The organism is Streptomyces sp. bgisy159 (assembly GCF_965341775.1).
GTDB lineage: Bacteria > Actinomycetota > Actinomycetes > Streptomycetales > Streptomycetaceae > Streptomyces.
This window is the reverse complement of sequence record NZ_CBDQZH010000045.1, coordinates 1-15,550: the sequence shown is the minus strand read 5'-3', so window position 1 is coordinate 15,550 and position 15,550 is coordinate 1. Positions and strand designations below refer to the sequence as shown.

Annotated in this window: 16 protein-coding genes; 9 read left to right on the top strand and 7 right to left on the bottom strand. The window is 74.8% G+C overall.

What is annotated here, in order from left to right:
- Positions 1-20 precede the first annotated feature (20 nt).
- Positions 21-1,046, top strand: coding sequence for a LacI family DNA-binding transcriptional regulator (locus tag ACSLTV_RS30100; protein ID WP_432138187.1), 1,026 nt, complete (start codon positions 21-23; stop codon positions 1,044-1,046).
- A gap of 184 nt (positions 1,047-1,230) precedes the next feature.
- On the top strand, positions 1,231-2,532 hold the full coding sequence (locus ACSLTV_RS30095; protein ID WP_432138188.1) for an alpha/beta fold hydrolase: 1,302 nt from the start codon (positions 1,231-1,233) through the stop codon (positions 2,530-2,532).
- A gap of 44 nt (positions 2,533-2,576) precedes the next feature.
- Here ACSLTV_RS30095 and ACSLTV_RS30090 read toward each other — a convergent pair whose 3' ends face one another.
- Positions 2,577-3,455 carry an MBL fold metallo-hydrolase gene (locus tag ACSLTV_RS30090; protein ID WP_435613231.1) on the bottom strand — a complete coding sequence of 293 codons (879 nt, stop codon included), beginning with the start codon at positions 3,453-3,455 and terminating at the stop codon, positions 2,577-2,579.
- A gap of 126 nt (positions 3,456-3,581) precedes the next feature.
- On the opposite strand from ACSLTV_RS30090, the gene ACSLTV_RS30085 reads away from it, so the two are divergent.
- Positions 3,582-4,469: a helix-turn-helix domain-containing protein gene (locus ACSLTV_RS30085; RefSeq protein WP_435613230.1), complete on the top strand. Its 888-nt coding sequence runs from the start codon at positions 3,582-3,584 to the stop codon at positions 4,467-4,469.
- A 9-nt stretch (positions 4,470-4,478) separates the two neighbouring features.
- A complete protein-coding gene (locus ACSLTV_RS30080) occupies positions 4,479-5,222 on the top strand; it encodes a PIG-L deacetylase family protein (protein ID WP_432138191.1) in 744 nt (247 codons plus the stop codon).
- Between the two features lie 16 nt (positions 5,223-5,238).
- Here the strand turns inward: ACSLTV_RS30080 and ACSLTV_RS30075 are convergent, their stop codons facing one another.
- Positions 5,239-5,421: a DUF5999 family protein gene (locus ACSLTV_RS30075; protein WP_432138206.1), complete on the bottom strand. Its 183-nt coding sequence runs from the start codon at positions 5,419-5,421 to the stop codon at positions 5,239-5,241.
- Between the two features lie 153 nt (positions 5,422-5,574).
- Here ACSLTV_RS30075 and ACSLTV_RS30070 point away from each other — a divergent pair, with 153 nt between their 5' ends.
- On the top strand, positions 5,575-6,405 hold the full coding sequence (locus ACSLTV_RS30070; protein WP_432138192.1) for a pentapeptide repeat-containing protein: 831 nt from the start codon (positions 5,575-5,577) through the stop codon (positions 6,403-6,405).
- On the opposite strand, the gene ACSLTV_RS30065 is transcribed toward ACSLTV_RS30070, so the two are convergent.
- Positions 6,367-7,875, bottom strand: coding sequence for a cytochrome P450 (locus ACSLTV_RS30065; RefSeq protein ID WP_435613229.1), 1,509 nt, complete (start codon positions 7,873-7,875; stop codon positions 6,367-6,369). The genes ACSLTV_RS30070 and ACSLTV_RS30065 overlap by 39 nt on opposite strands.
- Positions 7,876-7,993: 118 nt before the next feature.
- On the opposite strand from ACSLTV_RS30065, the gene ACSLTV_RS30060 reads away from it, so the two are divergent.
- On the top strand, positions 7,994-8,599 hold the full coding sequence (locus ACSLTV_RS30060) for a TetR/AcrR family transcriptional regulator (protein WP_435613228.1): 606 nt from the start codon (positions 7,994-7,996) through the stop codon (positions 8,597-8,599).
- A 79-nt stretch (positions 8,600-8,678) separates the two neighbouring features.
- On the top strand, positions 8,679-9,407 hold the full coding sequence (locus ACSLTV_RS30055; RefSeq protein ID WP_432138195.1) for a DUF2470 domain-containing protein: 729 nt from the start codon (positions 8,679-8,681) through the stop codon (positions 9,405-9,407).
- On the opposite strand, the gene ACSLTV_RS30050 is transcribed toward ACSLTV_RS30055, so the two are convergent.
- The 4 genes from ACSLTV_RS30050 to ACSLTV_RS30035 form a co-directional block, all read right to left on the bottom strand.
- Complete coding sequence (locus tag ACSLTV_RS30050) at positions 9,375-10,622, bottom strand: lactonase family protein (RefSeq protein ID WP_432138196.1); 1,248 nt, start codon at positions 10,620-10,622, stop codon at positions 9,375-9,377. The genes ACSLTV_RS30055 and ACSLTV_RS30050 overlap by 33 nt on opposite strands.
- Before the next feature lie 90 nt (positions 10,623-10,712).
- Positions 10,713-11,750, bottom strand: coding sequence for a hypothetical protein (locus ACSLTV_RS30045; protein WP_432138197.1), 1,038 nt, complete (start codon positions 11,748-11,750; stop codon positions 10,713-10,715).
- 75 nt (positions 11,751-11,825) lie between these two features.
- Entirely contained in the window at positions 11,826-13,073 is a 1,248-nt protein-coding gene (locus ACSLTV_RS30040; RefSeq protein WP_432138198.1) for an FUSC family protein, read from the bottom strand.
- 118 nt (positions 13,074-13,191) lie between these two features.
- On the bottom strand, positions 13,192-13,686 hold the full coding sequence (locus tag ACSLTV_RS30035; RefSeq protein ID WP_432138199.1) for an FBP domain-containing protein: 495 nt from the start codon (positions 13,684-13,686) through the stop codon (positions 13,192-13,194).
- Between the two features lie 221 nt (positions 13,687-13,907).
- On the opposite strand from ACSLTV_RS30035, the gene ACSLTV_RS30030 reads away from it, so the two are divergent.
- Both ACSLTV_RS30030 and ACSLTV_RS30025 read left to right on the top strand, forming a co-directional pair.
- Positions 13,908-15,206, top strand: a complete 1,299-nt coding sequence (locus ACSLTV_RS30030; RefSeq protein ID WP_432155254.1) for an ROK family protein — start codon at positions 13,908-13,910, stop codon at positions 15,204-15,206.
- A gap of 57 nt (positions 15,207-15,263) precedes the next feature.
- Positions 15,264-15,515, top strand: coding sequence for a hypothetical protein (locus ACSLTV_RS30025; RefSeq protein ID WP_432138201.1), 252 nt, complete (start codon positions 15,264-15,266; stop codon positions 15,513-15,515).
- The last annotated feature ends 35 nt before the right edge of the window (positions 15,516-15,550 follow it).

The following is a 15,550-nucleotide window of genomic DNA, read 5'->3' as shown; positions in this document are numbered from 1 at the left end:
CCCCCGGAGGTCCCTGCCCGATGGCCCAGTCGGTGGGTATCAAGGACGTCGCCCGCGCCGCCGGAGTGTCCGTCGGCACGGTGTCCAACGTCATCAACCGCCCGGACACCGTCGCCACCGAGACCCGGGCCCGCGTGCAGTCCGCGATAGACCGGCTCGGCTACGTCCGCAGCGAGTCCGCCCGCCAGCTGCGCGCCGGCCGCAGCCGCATCATGGGACTGCTGGTCCTCGACATGGGCAACCCCTTCTTCGTGGACGTCGCCCGTGGCGCCGAGCGGGCCGCCCGCGAGGCCGGGCTCGGCGTGATGGTCTGCAACAGCGCCGAGAGCGTCAGCGAGGAGGCCGAGTACCTCTCCCTCTTCGCCGAGCAGCGGGTGCGCGGTGTGCTGCTCACCCCGGCCGACGCCACCGGCCGCAACATCGACTCCTTCCGTCGGCACGGCATCCCCTTCGTGCTGGTCGACCGGGTCGCCGAGGGCACCACCGAGTGCTCGGTGTCCGTGGACGACGTCGCCGGCGGCGCCCTCGCCGTGCGGCACCTCCTCGACGCCGGGCACCGCTCCCTCGCGTACGTCAGCGGACCGCCCGGCTTCAACCAGGTCCGCGACCGCCGCACCGGCGCCCTGAACGCGCTCGCCGAGGCCGGTCTCGGCCCCGAGCACCTGCGGGAACTGCCCACCGAACGCCTCGACGTCGCCGCCGGCCGGGACGCCGGCGCCCGCCTCCTCGGCCTCGCCGACCGCCCCACCGCCGTGTTCTGCGCCAACGACCTGCTCGCCCTCGGCGTGCTCCAGGCCATGTACGCGGCCGGCGTCGGCGTCCCCGAGGACCTCGCCATCGTCGGCTACGACGACATCGAGTTCGCCGCCGCGGCGGCCGTCCCGCTCACCTCCGTCCGCCAGCCGGCCGTCACCATGGGCGCCCTGGCCGCGGAACTGCTCCTGGAGGAGACCGAGGAGGGGGAGGGCAAGCGGCCGCACGAACACCGGCGGGTGGTGCTCCAGCCGGAACTGGTGGTCCGCCACTCCAGCCTCTCCGCGCGCTGACAGGTCCCGGCGCCCGGTCAGCGGTTCCCCGGCACCGCGCCCATCCGGTGTACCCGTCCGTCGCGCCCGTCCGTCGCGCTCGGCCGCCGGGCGGCGCACGCGGCGGAACTCCCCGGACCGCTCCCGTCCGGCGCCTGTGCTGAACTGGGACGCGGCCTGCCCACCCACCGCTCCGGGAGCCCCGTTGACCGCGACCTACCGCCAGCCCGGCGTCGTCCTCACCGACCGCCGCTTCACCGTCCCCCTCGACCACGACGACCCGGCCGGGGAGACGATCGGACTGTACGCCCGCGAGGTCGTCGCAAGCGACAAGGCCGACCAGAACCTGCCCTGGCTGCTCTACCTCCAGGGCGGCCCCGGATTCGGCGCCAACCGGTTCATCGGCCGGCAGGCCTGGCTCGGCCGCGCCCTGCGGGAGTTCCGCGTCCTCCTCCTCGACCAGCGCGGCACCGGCCACTCCACCCCCGCGGGCCGCCAGACGCTCCCGCTGCGCGGCGGCCCCGCCGAACAGGCCGCCTACCTCACCCGGTTCCGCGCCGACTCCATCGTCGAGGACTGCGAGCTGATCCGCCGCGAGGTGACCGGCGGCGCCCCCTGGACCGTCCTCGGCCAGAGCTTCGGCGGCTTCTGCACGGTGACATACCTGTCAAGGGCCCCCGAAGCCCTCACCGCCGCCCTCATCACCGGCGGCCTGCCCTCCCTCGACGCCCACGCCGACGACGTGTACCGCGCCGCCTACCCGCGCGTCGAACGCAAGGTCGCCGCGCACTACGCCCGCTACCCGCAGGACGTCGAGCGGGCCCGCCGTATCGCCGACCACCTGCTCGGCCGCGACGTCACCCTCCCGGGCGGCTACCGCCTCACCGCCGAGGCCTTCCAGTCCCTCGGCATCCTGCTCGGCGGGGCCGACGGCAGCCACCGACTGCACCACCTCCTCGAAGAGGCCTTCGTGACCACCCCGCGCGGCCCCGAACTCTCCGACGCCTTCCAGGAACAGGTGCGGAGCCTGCTGTCGTACGCCGGCCACCCCCTCTACGCGCTCGTCCACGAGGCGATCTACGGCCAGGACGGGCGACCCACCGACTGGTCCGCCGAGCGGATCCGCGCCGAGTTCCCGCGGTTCGACGCGGCCAAGGCCCTCGCCGGCGACGGACCCGTGCTCTTCACCGGCGAGACCGTCCACCCGTGGATGTTCGACTGCGACCCCGCCCTGCGCCCCCTGCGCGACACCGCCGACCGCCTCGCCGCCCACACCGGCTGGACCCCCCTCTACGACCGGGCACGCCTCGCCGCGAACGAGGTGCCCGTCGCGGCAGCGATCTACCACGACGACATGTACGTCGACACCGCCCACTCCCTGCGCACGGCCCGTTCCGTCCGGGGCCTGCGCACCTGGGTCACGGACGAGTACGAGCACGACGGAGTCCGGACCGGCGGACCTCGCGTCCTGGACCGGTTGCTGGCCCTCGTCCGCGACGAGGTGTGAGCCCGTGCCGCCCGCCACCCCCGTCGGCGGGCGGCACGGACGACTCAGCCCACCGTGACGAAGGGCCGGTGGAGGTGACAGGTCGCCAGTGAGGCGCGCCGGCGGCGCGCCGAGGCCAGCAGGGCCAGGCGGCTGCGGCGGGCCTGCCCGGGGTCCGCCTCGTAGCGGTACGCCGTCCCCGGCGCCACCAGCTGCACGGCGTGCACCAGCACGTCACCGGTGATCCACACCTCCTCCCGGCCGCCCTCGACCAGCACCGACTGGTGGCCCGGGGTGTGCCCCGGCGTCGGTACGAGGGTCAGCGCCCCGCCGCGCCCGCGTACCCGGCACCGCCCGTCGACCTCTGCGAGCAGCCCCGCCCCGCGCAGCGGCTCGACCACGTAAGACCGCGCCGGGTCGTCCGCGGGCAGCCCCGACACCTCCACCCGCTGCACCAGGTAACGGGCAGCGGGGAAGACGGGGGCGCCGTCGGGCAGCACCGACCAGCCGTAGTGGTCGGAGTGCAGATGGGTGAGGACGACCGCCTCCACGTCCGTGACGCCGATCCCCGCCCGCGCCAGCCGGGCGGGCAGCTCACCGGGCGTGGGGGCCCAGCCCGACGCCGGGCTGCCCGCCGGCCCGACCCCCGTGTCGACCAGGGTGACCCGGCCGCCGGGCCGGCGTACCGCGAAGCAGCGGAAGGCCGGCCGCCACACGTCGTCCGGGCCGAACGCCCCCGGGTCGACCCGCTCGGCCCGCGCCCAGTCGCCGTCGTCCACGCCGGGGAACGCCTGGTGCGCCGGCAACGGGAACGGTCCCGCGGCGTCGAGCAGCGGCAGCACCTCCAACGCGCCCGAGCGGCGGGGCACGGCCCAGGCGGGCAGCGCGGCCGCGCCCAGGGCGGCGGTGGAACCTCTGAGGACGTTCCGACGTGACACACGCACCGCGGGGCCTCCCGGTCGGCCGACGAGCTGATGACAGGAAGAAGCGTGCCTGTCCCGGGAACCCCCGCTCTTGTAACTTCTTGCCCGATGGGACGAGGGCCGGGCAACCCCGGGGGAGTGGGCGCGATGGCCGTGGCACGCCGGACACTGCTGAACGGGGACGCCGCGTCCCTCGCCGACGTGTACTGCGGGGATCCGCCCCCCGGCTGGACCGAGCCGGGGCCCGCGCCGGTCTTCGGGCTCGTCCTGGTGCGCCACGGGGTGGTGCGGGCCCGCGTCGAGGGGGTGGAGCAGCTGATGGACCCCACCACCGTCTTCGTCGAACGGCTCGGCGGGGAGCAGCAGTTCGCGCACCCCGCCGGCGCCGACACCTACACCGAGATCGTCGTCTCGGAGCCCGCCGTGGCCGACCTCCTCGGCGGCGACCCCGTGATCCCGCAGGGCCTGGTGTTCACCACGCCCGCCCTCACCCTCGGCCATCGCGCGCTGCTGGCCGCCGCCCGCCACGCGCCCGACCCGTTCGCCGTCGAGGAGCGGGTCCTGGCCCTCACAGGCCGGGTGTTCTCCGCCCTCGCGCCCGACCGGGTCGCCGCCGGCTCACCCGCGACGGACCGGGCCCGGCGCCGGCTCGCCGACGAGGCGCGCGAGGCCCTGGCCGCCGATCGCACCCTCAGCCTGACGCGCCTTTCCGCGCTGCTCGGCTGCTCGCCCTTCCACCTCAGCCGGGTCTTCCGCGCCCGCACCGGCACCACCCTCGCCGGACACCGCGCCCACCTGCGGACCACGGCCGCGCTGGACCGCCTCCTGGACGGCGAACGCGACCTGGGCCGACTCGCCGCGGACCTCGGCTTCAGCGACCAGGCCCACATGACGCACGCGCTGCGTGACCACACCGGTCTCGCCCCGGGCCGGCTGCGTGCCCTTCTCGGCGGCGCCGCGGCCGGGCACGACGCGCCCGCCGCCGACGCGTCCGGGCGGCGCGCAACGGGCCCCCGGCGGACGCCCTCTCCGTAGGCTGGAGGCATGACTGAGCCGATCACCGACCAGCTCCGGCCCCTGCCCGACGACTGGCGGCGCGCCCTCGCGGTCGTGGCCCACCCCGACGACCTGGAGTACGGCTGCTCCGCGGCGATCGCCGCCTGGACCGACGCCGGCCGGGAGGTCGCCTACCTGCTGGCGACCCGGGGCGAGGCGGGCATCGACACCCTGGCACCGGAGGCGTGCGGACCGCTGCGTGAGCGCGAGCAGCGGGCGAGCGCCGCCGTGGTGGGCGTGTCCGAGGTGGAGTTCCTCGACCACCGGGACGGTGTCGTCGAGTACGGCATCGCTCTGCGCCGCGACATCGCCGCCGCGATCCGCCGGCACCGCCCGGAACTTGTGATCACCCTGAACCACCGGGACACCTGGGGCGGTGTCGCGTGGAACACCCCCGACCACGTCGCCGTCGGCCGCGCGACCCTGGACGCGGCCGCCGACGCCGGCAACCGCTGGATCTTCCCCGAGCTGACCGAGCGGGGCCTGGAGCCCTGGAACGGCGTCCGCTGGGTCGCCGTGGCCGGATCGGCCACCCCCACCCACGCCGTGGACGCCTCGCCCGGCCTGGAGCGCGCCGTGGCCTCCCTGCTCGAACACCGCACGTACATCGAGGCGTTGACCGACGAGGACCCCGAGGCGTACGCACGCGGGTTCCTGTCCGGGACGACCCGGGCGGCCGGCGAGCGGTTCGGGGGCCGGCCCGCCGTCGCCTTCGAGGTGTTCAGCCGCTGAGGCGCCGGACGGGGGGTCAGCCGGCGACGGCCGGCCGACCCACCGTCCGCCCGTCGGGCAGCAGCTCACCGGTGTCGTCGAAGACGATGGTGCCGTTGCACAGCAGGCTCCAGCCCTGTTCGGGACGGGCGCGGACCACGACGGCGGCCAGGTGGTCGCGGCTGTCCGCGGGCGGGCACGGTGGCTGGTGGCTGCACATGGCGGTCTCCTCGAAGCGTCGCTGCTGCACCTGCGTCCGTCGACTGTGCTCCAGTGATAGCCGACGTTGTTTTCCGCTGGATGAGAGGACCCCCACAGGCCCGGGTTCCCGGCGGTGAGTTTTTGCCGCCGGGCCTTCCGTATCCTGGACGACATGCAAGATCAGACGACCGGTCGGGCGGACCTGCGCGGTGACTGCGGGAACTGCTTCGGACTGTGCTGCGTCGCCCTGCCCTTCGCCCGCTCCGCGGACTTCGCCCTCGACAAGGACGCCGGGACGCCCTGCCCGAACCTGAGGGACGACCACCGCTGCGGCATCCACGAGCGGCTGCGGACGAACGGCTTCACGGGGTGCACGGTCTACGACTGCTTCGGCGCCGGCCAGAAGGTCTCGCAGGTCACCTTCGCCGGCCGGGACTGGCGCACCGCGCCCCGGGGCGAGGCCCGCCGCGTGTTCGACGTGTTCCCGGTGGTGCGCCAGTTGCAGGAACTGTTGTGGTACCTCACCGAGGCGCTCACCCTGCCGGCGGCCCGTCCGCTGCGCGCCGGGTTGCGGCGCGCGCTGGAGGAGACCGAGGCCCTGACCCGGGGCACCCCGGAGGAGCTGGCCGCCCTGGACGTGGCCGCCCACCGCCAGGACGTCAACGTCCTGCTGCTGCGGGTCAGCGAGCTGGCCCGGGCAGGCGCCGGCGGCAGGAAGAAGGATCGGCGGGGCGCGGATCTGATGGGCGCCCGGCTCAAGGGCGCCGACCTGCGCGGGGCGAACCTGCGCGGCGCCCTGCTGATCGCCGCGGACCTCACCGGGGCCGATCTGCGCGGCGCCGACCTGATCGGCGCGGATCTGCGGGACACCGATCTGACGGACGCCGATCTGCGCGGCGCGTTCTTCCTGACTCAGCCGCAGGTGACCGCGGCGCGGGGGAGCGCGGGCACCCGGCTGCCGTCGTCAGTCTCCCGTCCGGCGCACTGGACGGGACGCTCCTGACCGAACCGTCTCCGGGGCCGGCTCGGTCGCGTCCGTCCCGGGCGGGCGCCGCTGCGGACGCAGCCGCAGCCCCTCCGGCATCAAGGTCAGCCGCTCGGTCACCCGCAGCCGGTAGCCGGGGTCGGCGTGGAAGGCGTAGCGGCGCAGCAGCAGGCCCAGCACCAGCGTCGCCTCGTGCAGGGCGAACTGCCGGCCGATGCAGGCCCGCGCCCCGGTCCCGAACGGCTTGAAGGTGTGCGGCGCCCGGGCGCGTACGGCCGCCGCCTCGAACCGGTCCGGGTCGAACCGCTCGGCGTCCTCACCCCACACGTCGGGTGCCCGGTGCAGCATCGGGGTCAGCACCAGCGCCCAGGCGCCCCGCCGCATCGGATGCCGCCCGGCGAGCACGGTGTCCCGCCGGGCCTCCCGTGCGAACGCGGGCGCGGTCGGCCACAGCCGCAGCGACTCGTCCAGTACCCGGCGTACGTACCGCAGCCTGGCCACCTGCTCGTAGCCGGGGTCGGCGGTGCCGCCCCACACCCGCTCCACCTCGGCGCGGGCCCGGGCGGCGACGTCCGGGTGGCGGGAGAGGTAGTGCAGCGCGAAGGAGAGCGCCCCGGAGGTGGTCTCGTGGCCGGCGACCAGGAAGGTGATGACCTGTCGGCGCACGTTCTCGGGGGACAGCCGCTCGCCGGTCCGCGGGTGGGCCGTCGCCAGCATCCGGTCCAGCAGGTCGCCTCCGCCGGCCCCGTCCCCCTCGCGCCGGGCCCGTACCAGGGCGTCCACGGTGCGGTCGAGGTAGGCGATGTCGGCCTCGTTGCGGCGGCTCGCGCCGCGCAGCAGCAGCGGCGCGGCGGGCGCGGGCACGGTGTTGAGCCGCTGCGCGTGGCTGAGCGTACCGACCATCGCGGTCACGAAGGGGTGCGGCCGGGACCGCTCGAACGAGCCGAAGTCGTGCCCGAACCCGGTGCGCGCGATGGTCTCCAGGGTCAGTTTGGTCATGTCCCCGGGCACGTCCACGGAACGTCCCGCCGACGCCGCCCGGTCCCAGTGGTCGGTGAGCTGCCGCGCCACGTCCAGCATCATCGGGTGGTAGCCCGCCATGGCCTCGCGGCTGAAGCCGGGGGCCAGGACGTCGTGGGCGAGCTGCCAGTTCGGCTCGTGGTTGTACGCGGTGAACAGCGCGTCCCCGACCACCGGCCGCAGGTTGGCGATGCCGAGCCCGACGTGCTTGGCGAACCGCGTCTCGTCCGCGAGGTCGGCGGCGAGGTCCGCGCCCCACACGAACACGAACTCCTTGCCGAACGCCCGCCGCCGGAAGATCGGCCCGAGCCGCCGGGCGTGGCGCAGGGAGTCCTGCACCGGGGTGCCGCGGTGGGTGCCGAGCACATCGCCGAGCAGCGGCAGCCGGTGCGGCGGGTGGGGTATGCGGTGCAGTTCGGGCCAGCCCTGCTCGGCGCTGCGGAACCCCCGCGGAAGTGGTGCCACCATGACGCGATCTCCCTTGAACGAGCCTGATTCAGCGGCGGCTTGCGGCTTGTTGTATGCGGGTTCAATAGCGGCCCCAGTCTGCGGCGCTTGTTGAACCGGCGTCAAGTAAGGTGCGGGCATGGCTGCGAACGAGGGCGGGCGCACCCGCCGCCGGCTCAGTACGCAGGAGCGCCGTGAGCAGCTTCTGGCGGTCGGGGCGCGGCTCTTCTCGGAGAGTCCGTACGACGAGGTGTGGATCGAGCAGGTCGCCGAGATCGCCCGCGTCTCACGCGGACTGCTGTACCACTACTTCCCGACGAAACGGGACTTCTTCGCCGCGGTGGTGGAGCGCGAGAGCGACCGGATGCTGCGGATGACGGCCCCGGTGCCGGGCGTGCCGGTCCGAGAACAGCTCACCGCCGGGCTGGAGGCGTATCTGGAGTACGTCCAGGCCCACGCGCACGGCTACCGCGCCTTCCACCGGGCGGACGCCGCCGGTGACCGGACGGTGCGTCAGGTGTACCGGCGGGCGCTGGCCGCCCAGGAGCGCCAGATCCTCGCGGCCCTGGCCGCCGATCCCGAGTTCGGACCGGCCGTCGAGGCGCGGGCGGACGTCCGGCTGGCCGTGCGGGGCTGGCTGGCCTTCACGACGGCCGTCTGCCTGGAGTGGCTGCGTACGGCGGAACTGACCCGGGAGCAGGTGCGGGACCTGTGCGCGCGGGCGCTGCTCGGGGTGCTGGCCTGACGCGCGAGGCCGGCCCGGTGGTTGGCTGCACTCGCGATCTCCTATAAGTTAGGCAAGGCTTACCTTAGGAGGTTCTGGGATGGGTGACAGCCAGGAATGGACCGCCGCGCCGTCCGCGGCGGAGCGGGCCCGGTCCGTGCTCGCCACCGCGTGGTCCTGCGCGGTGACCGCGGACGGCGGACGCGAGGAGTTCGTCGGCGCGCACACCGCCGCCGAGGACGGCCGCGTCCTGCTGGGCGTGCCCGACGACAGCGCCCTGCGCACCGCCGCCCTCTGCTCGCCGCGCGGCGAGCCGTCCGCCGTGCTGGAGTTCGCCGACGTCGCGCCGGTCCCGGTCCGCGCCCGGATCCGCGCCCGGCTCTGGCTCGCCGGCTGGTTCCGTCCCGAGGACGACGGCCGACTCGCCTTCCACGCCACCCGGATCGTGCTGAAGCAGCCCACCGGGGCCGTGGTCGTCGACCGCGGCGAGTTCGCCGCCGCCGCGCCCGACCCGCTCGCCGGCGCCGAGGCCCGTCTGCTGACCCACCTCGCCGACGCCCACCCCGACGCCGTGGAACGCCTCACCCGGCTCGTCGGCCCCGACAGCCTGCACGGCGCGGTCCGCGTCCAGCCCCTCGCCGTCGACCGGCACGGGCTGACCCTGCGGGTAGAACGCGCCCGTGCGCACGGCGACGTACGGCTGACCTTCCACACCCCGGCCGACGGGGTCGCCCAGCTCACCGAGCGGGTGCACGCCCTGCTCGCACAGGCGGGGCGGGCCGGCTGCCCGCACGCCCTACAGCGGCAGCGCGCAGACGGCGACGGGTGACGCGAACGGCTCACCCGCGAGCCGCAGCCCGCCGCTCGACGGGTCCACGTGGAAGACGCTGACCGTGCTCGACCGCTGGTTCGCCGTGAACAGCAGCCGCCCGCCCGGGGCCAGCGCCAGGTGGCGCGGGAAGTCCCCGGCCACCGGCACCGTCCCCAGCAGCCGCAGCCGGGCCCCGGCCGCCTCCACCGCGTACCGCGCCAGCGTGTTCGCGCCCCGGTTGGCGAGATAGGCGTGCCGGCCGTCCGGCGCGACCACCAACTGCGCCGGGTAGTTGGTGCCCTCGCCGGAACCGGTGGACAGGGGCGCGCCGATCGTCAGGCGGCCCGTCGCCGGGTCGTAGGCGCACACTGTGACCGTGTCGTCGTTCTCGTTGGCCAGGTAGGCGTACCGGCCGCCCGGGTGGAAGACCAGGTGGCGCGGGCCGGCACCGGGCCGCGCGTGGGCCTGCGCCACCTCGCGCAGGGTCCCGGACCGTTCGTCCAGCCGGTAGCTGTAGACGGTGTCCGTGCCCAGGTCGACGGCGAGGAGATGACCGCCGTCCGGCGCGGTGACGAACTGGTGCGCGTGCGGGCCGTCCTGCCCGGGCCCGGGCGCGGGCCGGCGATGCGTGACCGTGTCGGTGCGGTCGCCGAGCGCACCGGAGGCGCCGATCCGGTGCACCGCGACACTGCCCGAGCCGTAGTCCGCGCTCAGCAGCCAGCGGCCCCCCGGGTGGACCGAGAGATGGCACGGGAACGTGCCGCCCGTGGCACTGCTGCCCAGCACCTTCCGGTCTGCCGTGCGCACGGCGGTCACCGTCCCGCGCTCCCGCTCGTTCACGGCGTACAGCGTCCGGCCGTCCGGGTGTACGGCGAGATAGGACGGATCGGCCACGCCGGCCACCGTGGCACCCCCGGTGATCCGCCCGGACACCGGGTCGTACGACGCCGTCCCGATGCCCCGGCCGCCGCCCTCGGCGGAGGTGTAGGTGCCGAGGTACAGCGGACGGCGGGAAGGCGACCGGGACGTGGCGGACGGTGCCGGCGCCGAGGCACCCGCCCGCCGTGAGGGCCCGGTGGAGCCGTCCGGTGTGGCGGGCGAGGCGGGGCTCCCCTCCCCGCCGTCCCCGGAGCACCCGGAGAGCGTCCCGCCGGCGGCCAGGGCGGCGCCGAGCGCCCCGACGAAGCGGCGCCTGCTCCAGCCGGCGTCCGCCTCTTGTGTCCCACCGGTCATGTCCGCACCTCGGCTCGCGGTCGTCCCCTTCCGGACAGCCACCTTGACGCGGCAGCGCGCGGGGCGCAAAGCCGCATCACCGCTGTGGGCCTACCAGTCGCCGTCCTGCACCGGTTTGCCCGGCGCGTCCCCGAGCGGCTTCACCTGGCCGGGGGACGGCGGCTGCCAGGCCTCCAGGTCGTCGCCCAGCCAGTCGCCGACCGGCTTGACCGCGCCCAGCGTGTCGGTGGGGGCGAGGTCCTCGCCGTCCTGGTCGTAGTAGTCGAACCAGGGCAGCCCCGCCCGCGTGTACGCGGCGCGGTCCACGGGGGAGGGCGGCGGGGCCTCGCCGGTGATGCGCCGCCACTCCGGCGGGGTCACCAGGTGCACGAAGACCCGGCCGGCCGGCTCCTCGGCCCAGTCCTTCGGCGACCGGTCGTCCTGGTAGACCTCCTGCCGCATCGAACCGCCGACTCCGAGTCCCATCGCGGCGGCCCTCGGCGCGGCGGCCGGAGCGGCGGCGGCCACGGGCATCGGCACCCCGCCCGGGGCGGGCGGCGGACCGCCGTACCCGCCGCCGAACTGCGGCCGCCGCATCGCCCGCTGCCGCTCCGCCTTCCGCCACTCGGCCCGCTTCCGCTCGTTCAGCGGGAACACCTGCAGCTGGATCCCGCCCCAGACCTCCTCGCCGGTCACCTGGCCCTCGACGGTCGCTCCCAGGCCCAGCGGCACCGCCACGAACTGGCGCACGGTGCCCTTGCCGGAGTTGATGCCGTCCAGCCAGGGCTGACGGGGCAGTACGACGTAGTTCTGCGGGCGCCGGCTCAGCCGGTCGCGCCACCGCTTCCCGGAAACCGCGCACACCTTGCCCACCCCGACCTGCAGGGCGGCGGGCTCCGTGCTGCCCGCGAAACTCAGCCACATGGCCTCCCGCAGGTACACCGGCAGCATCACGCCGCCGCGCGCCAGCCACTCGGCCGGCGCGGTGTCCGGGTAGTCGCCGACCCGCCGGACGGGGAACTGGCCCAGGCCCGGCGGCAGTGGGTGGGTGCCCTGCTCGGGCAGCCTCAGCGTCCGCACGAACCGCACCACCACACCGCCCGGCAGTCGCAGTGTGTCCCCGTCGACGCGCACGCTGCTGTCGGTCATCCCTCGGTACCCCCTCGCTGTCGTGCGGCCCGAGGACCGCACGGCCCGCCACACGAGCGGACCGCCGTCGTCACCTCACATAGAACGACCGGCGGCCGCCTTGCGGTTCCGCCACCGATGGCTGGAAATCCACTCCCTCGCCCGGGTCAGGCGGGGCCGCCGGGAGCGCCGCTCGCGTCCGTAGCGGTCCAGCTCCTCCAGCAGGCGGCGGGAGCGGTGCTCGGTGTCCAGCTCGTCCAGGATGCGGTTGACCTCGGTCAGTACCGCGCCGTGCAGCTGCCAGTGGCGGTCGTCCCGCTGGATCTGTTCCGTGAGCAGCTGGGCCAGCTTGTCGCGGGTCGTGGCGGCCTGGTGCAGCTCGGCGGCCAGCCGCGCCTCCGCCGCGTCGGCGTTCTGGCTGACATGGGTGGTGACCAGAACGGAGAAGCTGACCACCGCGTCGGCGATCTCGGACAGCAACTGCTCCAGGGCGGCGCCGCTCTCGGCCGGGAAGAGCGGTTCGGGTTCGCGCTCCTTGGCGAGGTCGGTCAACGTGCGGGCGAGCACCCGCAGCACGACCGTGCAGATCTCCAGCGTGTCCAGCCCGGTGCGCAGCACGATCCGGTGCAGCAGGCCCTCCTTGACGCGCGGGTTGAGCCGCAGACTGTCCTCGGCCTGCCGCAGGGCCGCGTCGACCTCCACGATGTCGTGGTCGAGACGGCGTGCCTCGTGCAACCGGGCGGCGGCCCGTTCGACGGGCGTCCGCCCGGCGGCCTCCTCGCCGACCCGCAGCATCAGCTGCCGTACCCGCCGGGCCAGTCCCTCGATCGACTCGCCGGCTTCGTCCACCCAGACCGGCGGCGCCAGCAGGAGATTGCAGCCGAGTCCCACGACCGCACCGATGAGCGTCTCCACCACCCGGGCCCACGCCGTGTCGCCGACCGTGGTGACGCCGAGCACCAGCATCGCGCTGATCGCCACCTCGGGCACGTACTCGTCGACGCGCACCAGATGGCCGACGGTGAGCGCCGCCACGATCAGCAGGGCCAGGCTCCACCAGGTCAGTCCGACCAGCAGACTGAAGGCGATGGCGACGAAGACGCCGGCCACCACGGCGTTGACCCGGCGGATGCCGTTGGTGAGCGTGGCGTACAGGGTGACCTGGACGACCAGCAGCGCGGTCAGCGGCGCGGTGAGCGGGGCGGCCTCGGGCGACAGCCGCAGGGCCACGACATAGGCCAGCGTCGCCGCCACGGCCGACCGCAGCGTCTGCACGACCACCGGGTCCCGACGCCGCCTCATCAGTCGCTCGAGCGACACCGATCCCTCACGTACATCCAGCATCTTGTGGCCTGTTCCCCGTCCCCGGTGATCTCGAACGTCCCTCTAGGACGGGAGCTGTCCGCAAGGGATGCTTCATTGTTCACGAGGGGCGGAAAAAGACCAGGTGCCGGCGGGGGTGTCAGAGGTCGAGCTTGTCGAGGAAGGCGAAGAGGTTGCCCGTCGTCCGGGCGATCTGCTCCTCCACGGTGAGGCTCTCCTCGAAGCGTCCTCCGGACTGCGGGACCTTTCTGCCGCGTACGTACAGCGAGCAGGCGAGGTCGGTGCACATGTACAGCCCCACCGAGTTGCCCTCGCGGCCGGCCGCGCCGGCCTTGCGCGCGGTCATCAGGGACACGCCGCCGCCGGGATGGGTGGTCAGGCACAGCGAACACAGGCTGCGGTGCAGGAACCCGCGCCGCGAGGACGGGTGGCGCAGGGCCACGCCGAGCGGGCGGCCCTCCCGCTCGGTCACCAGATAGCCCCGGTCCGGCGCCCCGGGGTCGCGCCAGCCGAGGAAGTCCAGATCGTCCCACGGGCGTGCCTCCAGGTCGCGGGGCACCGCCAGGCGCTTGGCCTCTCCCTTCGAGCAGTTGACGAAGGAGTCGCGGATGTCCTGCTCGGTGAGCGGGCGCATGGGGGTTGCCTCCAGTGCCGTGGTAGTTCCCCGAACCTAGGGGGTCTAGGTTCGGGTTCCCAGCGTAGGGAGGAGGCGTTGGCGCGAGCCATCGGATTTCCTCCCCGAAGGCCTGCCGGGCACCTCTTGGCTCACACCGTGAACTAAGGGCTGGAGGATCATCGCGCGGACCTCGCCCGCAGAGGTATGTTGCAGGTCGGACAGGGTGCGAAGGGGGCCACATGACGGCGCGCAACGGGCGTACGGTACGCGATCTCAGGCGGGCCAACCGCACGGCCGTCCTGCAGCGGCTCTACTTCGACGGACCGCTCAGCCGCTTCGAGCTCGGCCCCGCCACCGGGCTCAGCTCCGGCTCCGTCAGCAACGTCGTCGCCGACCTGGTCGCCGACGGCCTGGTCGAGGAGGCCGGCAGCGTCGACTCAGACGGCGGACGGCCGCGCACCCTGCTGCGCGTGTCGCCGGGCAGCGGCCACATGATCGGCGTCGATGTCGGCGAGACCCGGGTGCGGATCGAGCTCTTCGACCTCACCCTCACCGAACTGGCCCGGGCCCAGCGTCCGTTGACCCATCGGCGCTACGAGGTCGAAGGGATCGTCGGCCATGTCCGCGACGGCGTCGCCGAGGTACTGGACGCCGCCGGCATCGCCCCGGAACGGCTGCTCGGCGTGGGCATCGGCGTCCCCGGCATCGTCGAGCGCACCCCCGAACGGGGTGCGGTCGTGCACGGACAGACCATCGGCTGGGACGCCGTCCCCCTGGAGGAACTGCTGAGGGGGAGTTCCTCCCTGCCCGGCACGGTGCCGTACTTCATAGACAACGGAGCCCGCACCCTCGGCCAGGCCGAGATGTGGTTCGGCGGCGGGCGCGGCGCCCGCAACGCGGTCGTCGTCCTCTTCGGCTCCGGTGTCGGCGCCTGCCTGGTCACCCCCGAGGTGGAGCACGGGCGGGCCGTCGAGTGGGGCCATCTCACCGTCCGGGTACGGGGCCGCCGCTGCCGCTGCGGCGCGCTCGGCTGCCTGGAGGCGTACGCGGGGGCCGAGGCCCTCCTCGACCGCTGGCGCGAGGAGGGCGGGCAGCCGCCCGAGGGGACGGACGAGGAGACGGCCCTGACGGCGATGCTCGCCGCCGCGCATCCGGCCGAGGGCGGCGGCGAGGCCGACCCCGTCGCCCGGGCGGTCCTGGAGGAGACCGCCGAGTACCTCGGTGCCGGCCTCTCCGACCTGATCAACCTCTTCCAGCCCGAGCGGATCCTCATCGGCGGCTGGGCCGGACTCCAGCTCGGCAGCGGCTTCCTGTCGGCCGTGCGCCGCCACGCCGTCGCGTACGCCCTGCGGCACCCCGCCGAGAAGGTCGCCGTCGAGCTGGGCCGGCTCGGGCCGGACGCGGTCACCGTGGGTGCCGCGATCCTGCCGCTGGCCGACTTCTTCGCACGCGGCGGGCGCCGGCCCGAGCCGCCGCCCGGCGGTCCGGCCCCCGCCTGGCAGACCGTGCTGGAGGAGCGGGCACCGCGCACGGGGTGAGGTTGCGCCGCCGCCTGCGGGGTACCCGCCCGGGCCGCGACAGGAAGGGAGCACGCCGTGGCCGAAGAGCGGGACAACGGGGGCCAGGCCGACGCGCCGGTGCCCCGGGACATGCAGGACCAGCAGGCCGGCCCGGGCGACGACCGCTGGGAGGTCGGCGCGCCGGACCGGTTGGAGGAGACCGACGAGAACGCGCCCGCCGACGGTGGGGACGGGGACGTGCCCGACACGGACGAGGCCGGCACGGGCCGCCGCGGCGCCGCGCCGCCGACCGCGGAGCATCCCACGCCGGACGAGTCCCCGGCCTGACCCCGACAGCCGATGCGGCACGGGGGGACGGGGGG

Coding starts and splice junctions, on each gene's coding strand:
- ACSLTV_RS30035 (WP_432138199.1), bottom strand. CDS start 13,686: ATGCGCCCGCTCACCGAGCAGGACATCCGCGACTCCTTCGTCAACTGC.
- ACSLTV_RS30080 (WP_432138191.1), top strand. CDS start 4,479: ATGACTGAGCCGATCACCGACCAGCTCCGGCCCCTGCCCGACGACTGG.
- ACSLTV_RS30060 (WP_435613228.1), top strand. CDS start 7,994: ATGGCTGCGAACGAGGGCGGGCGCACCCGCCGCCGGCTCAGTACGCAG.
- ACSLTV_RS30075 (WP_432138206.1), bottom strand. CDS start 5,421: ATGTGCAGCCACCAGCCACCGTGCCCGCCCGCGGACAGCCGCGACCAC.
- ACSLTV_RS30050 (WP_432138196.1), bottom strand. CDS start 10,622: ATGACCGGTGGGACACAAGAGGCGGACGCCGGCTGGAGCAGGCGCCGC.
- ACSLTV_RS30030 (WP_432155254.1), top strand. CDS start 13,908: ATGACGGCGCGCAACGGGCGTACGGTACGCGATCTCAGGCGGGCCAAC.
- ACSLTV_RS30085 (WP_435613230.1), top strand. CDS start 3,582: ATGGCCGTGGCACGCCGGACACTGCTGAACGGGGACGCCGCGTCCCTC.
- ACSLTV_RS30065 (WP_435613229.1), bottom strand. CDS start 7,875: ATGGTGGCACCACTTCCGCGGGGGTTCCGCAGCGCCGAGCAGGGCTGG.
- ACSLTV_RS30070 (WP_432138192.1), top strand. CDS start 5,575: ATGCAAGATCAGACGACCGGTCGGGCGGACCTGCGCGGTGACTGCGGG.
- ACSLTV_RS30040 (WP_432138198.1), bottom strand. CDS start 13,073: ATGCTGGATGTACGTGAGGGATCGGTGTCGCTCGAGCGACTGATGAGG.
- ACSLTV_RS30045 (WP_432138197.1), bottom strand. CDS start 11,750: ATGACCGACAGCAGCGTGCGCGTCGACGGGGACACACTGCGACTGCCG.
- ACSLTV_RS30055 (WP_432138195.1), top strand. CDS start 8,679: ATGGGTGACAGCCAGGAATGGACCGCCGCGCCGTCCGCGGCGGAGCGG.
- ACSLTV_RS30100 (WP_432138187.1), top strand. CDS start 21: ATGGCCCAGTCGGTGGGTATCAAGGACGTCGCCCGCGCCGCCGGAGTG.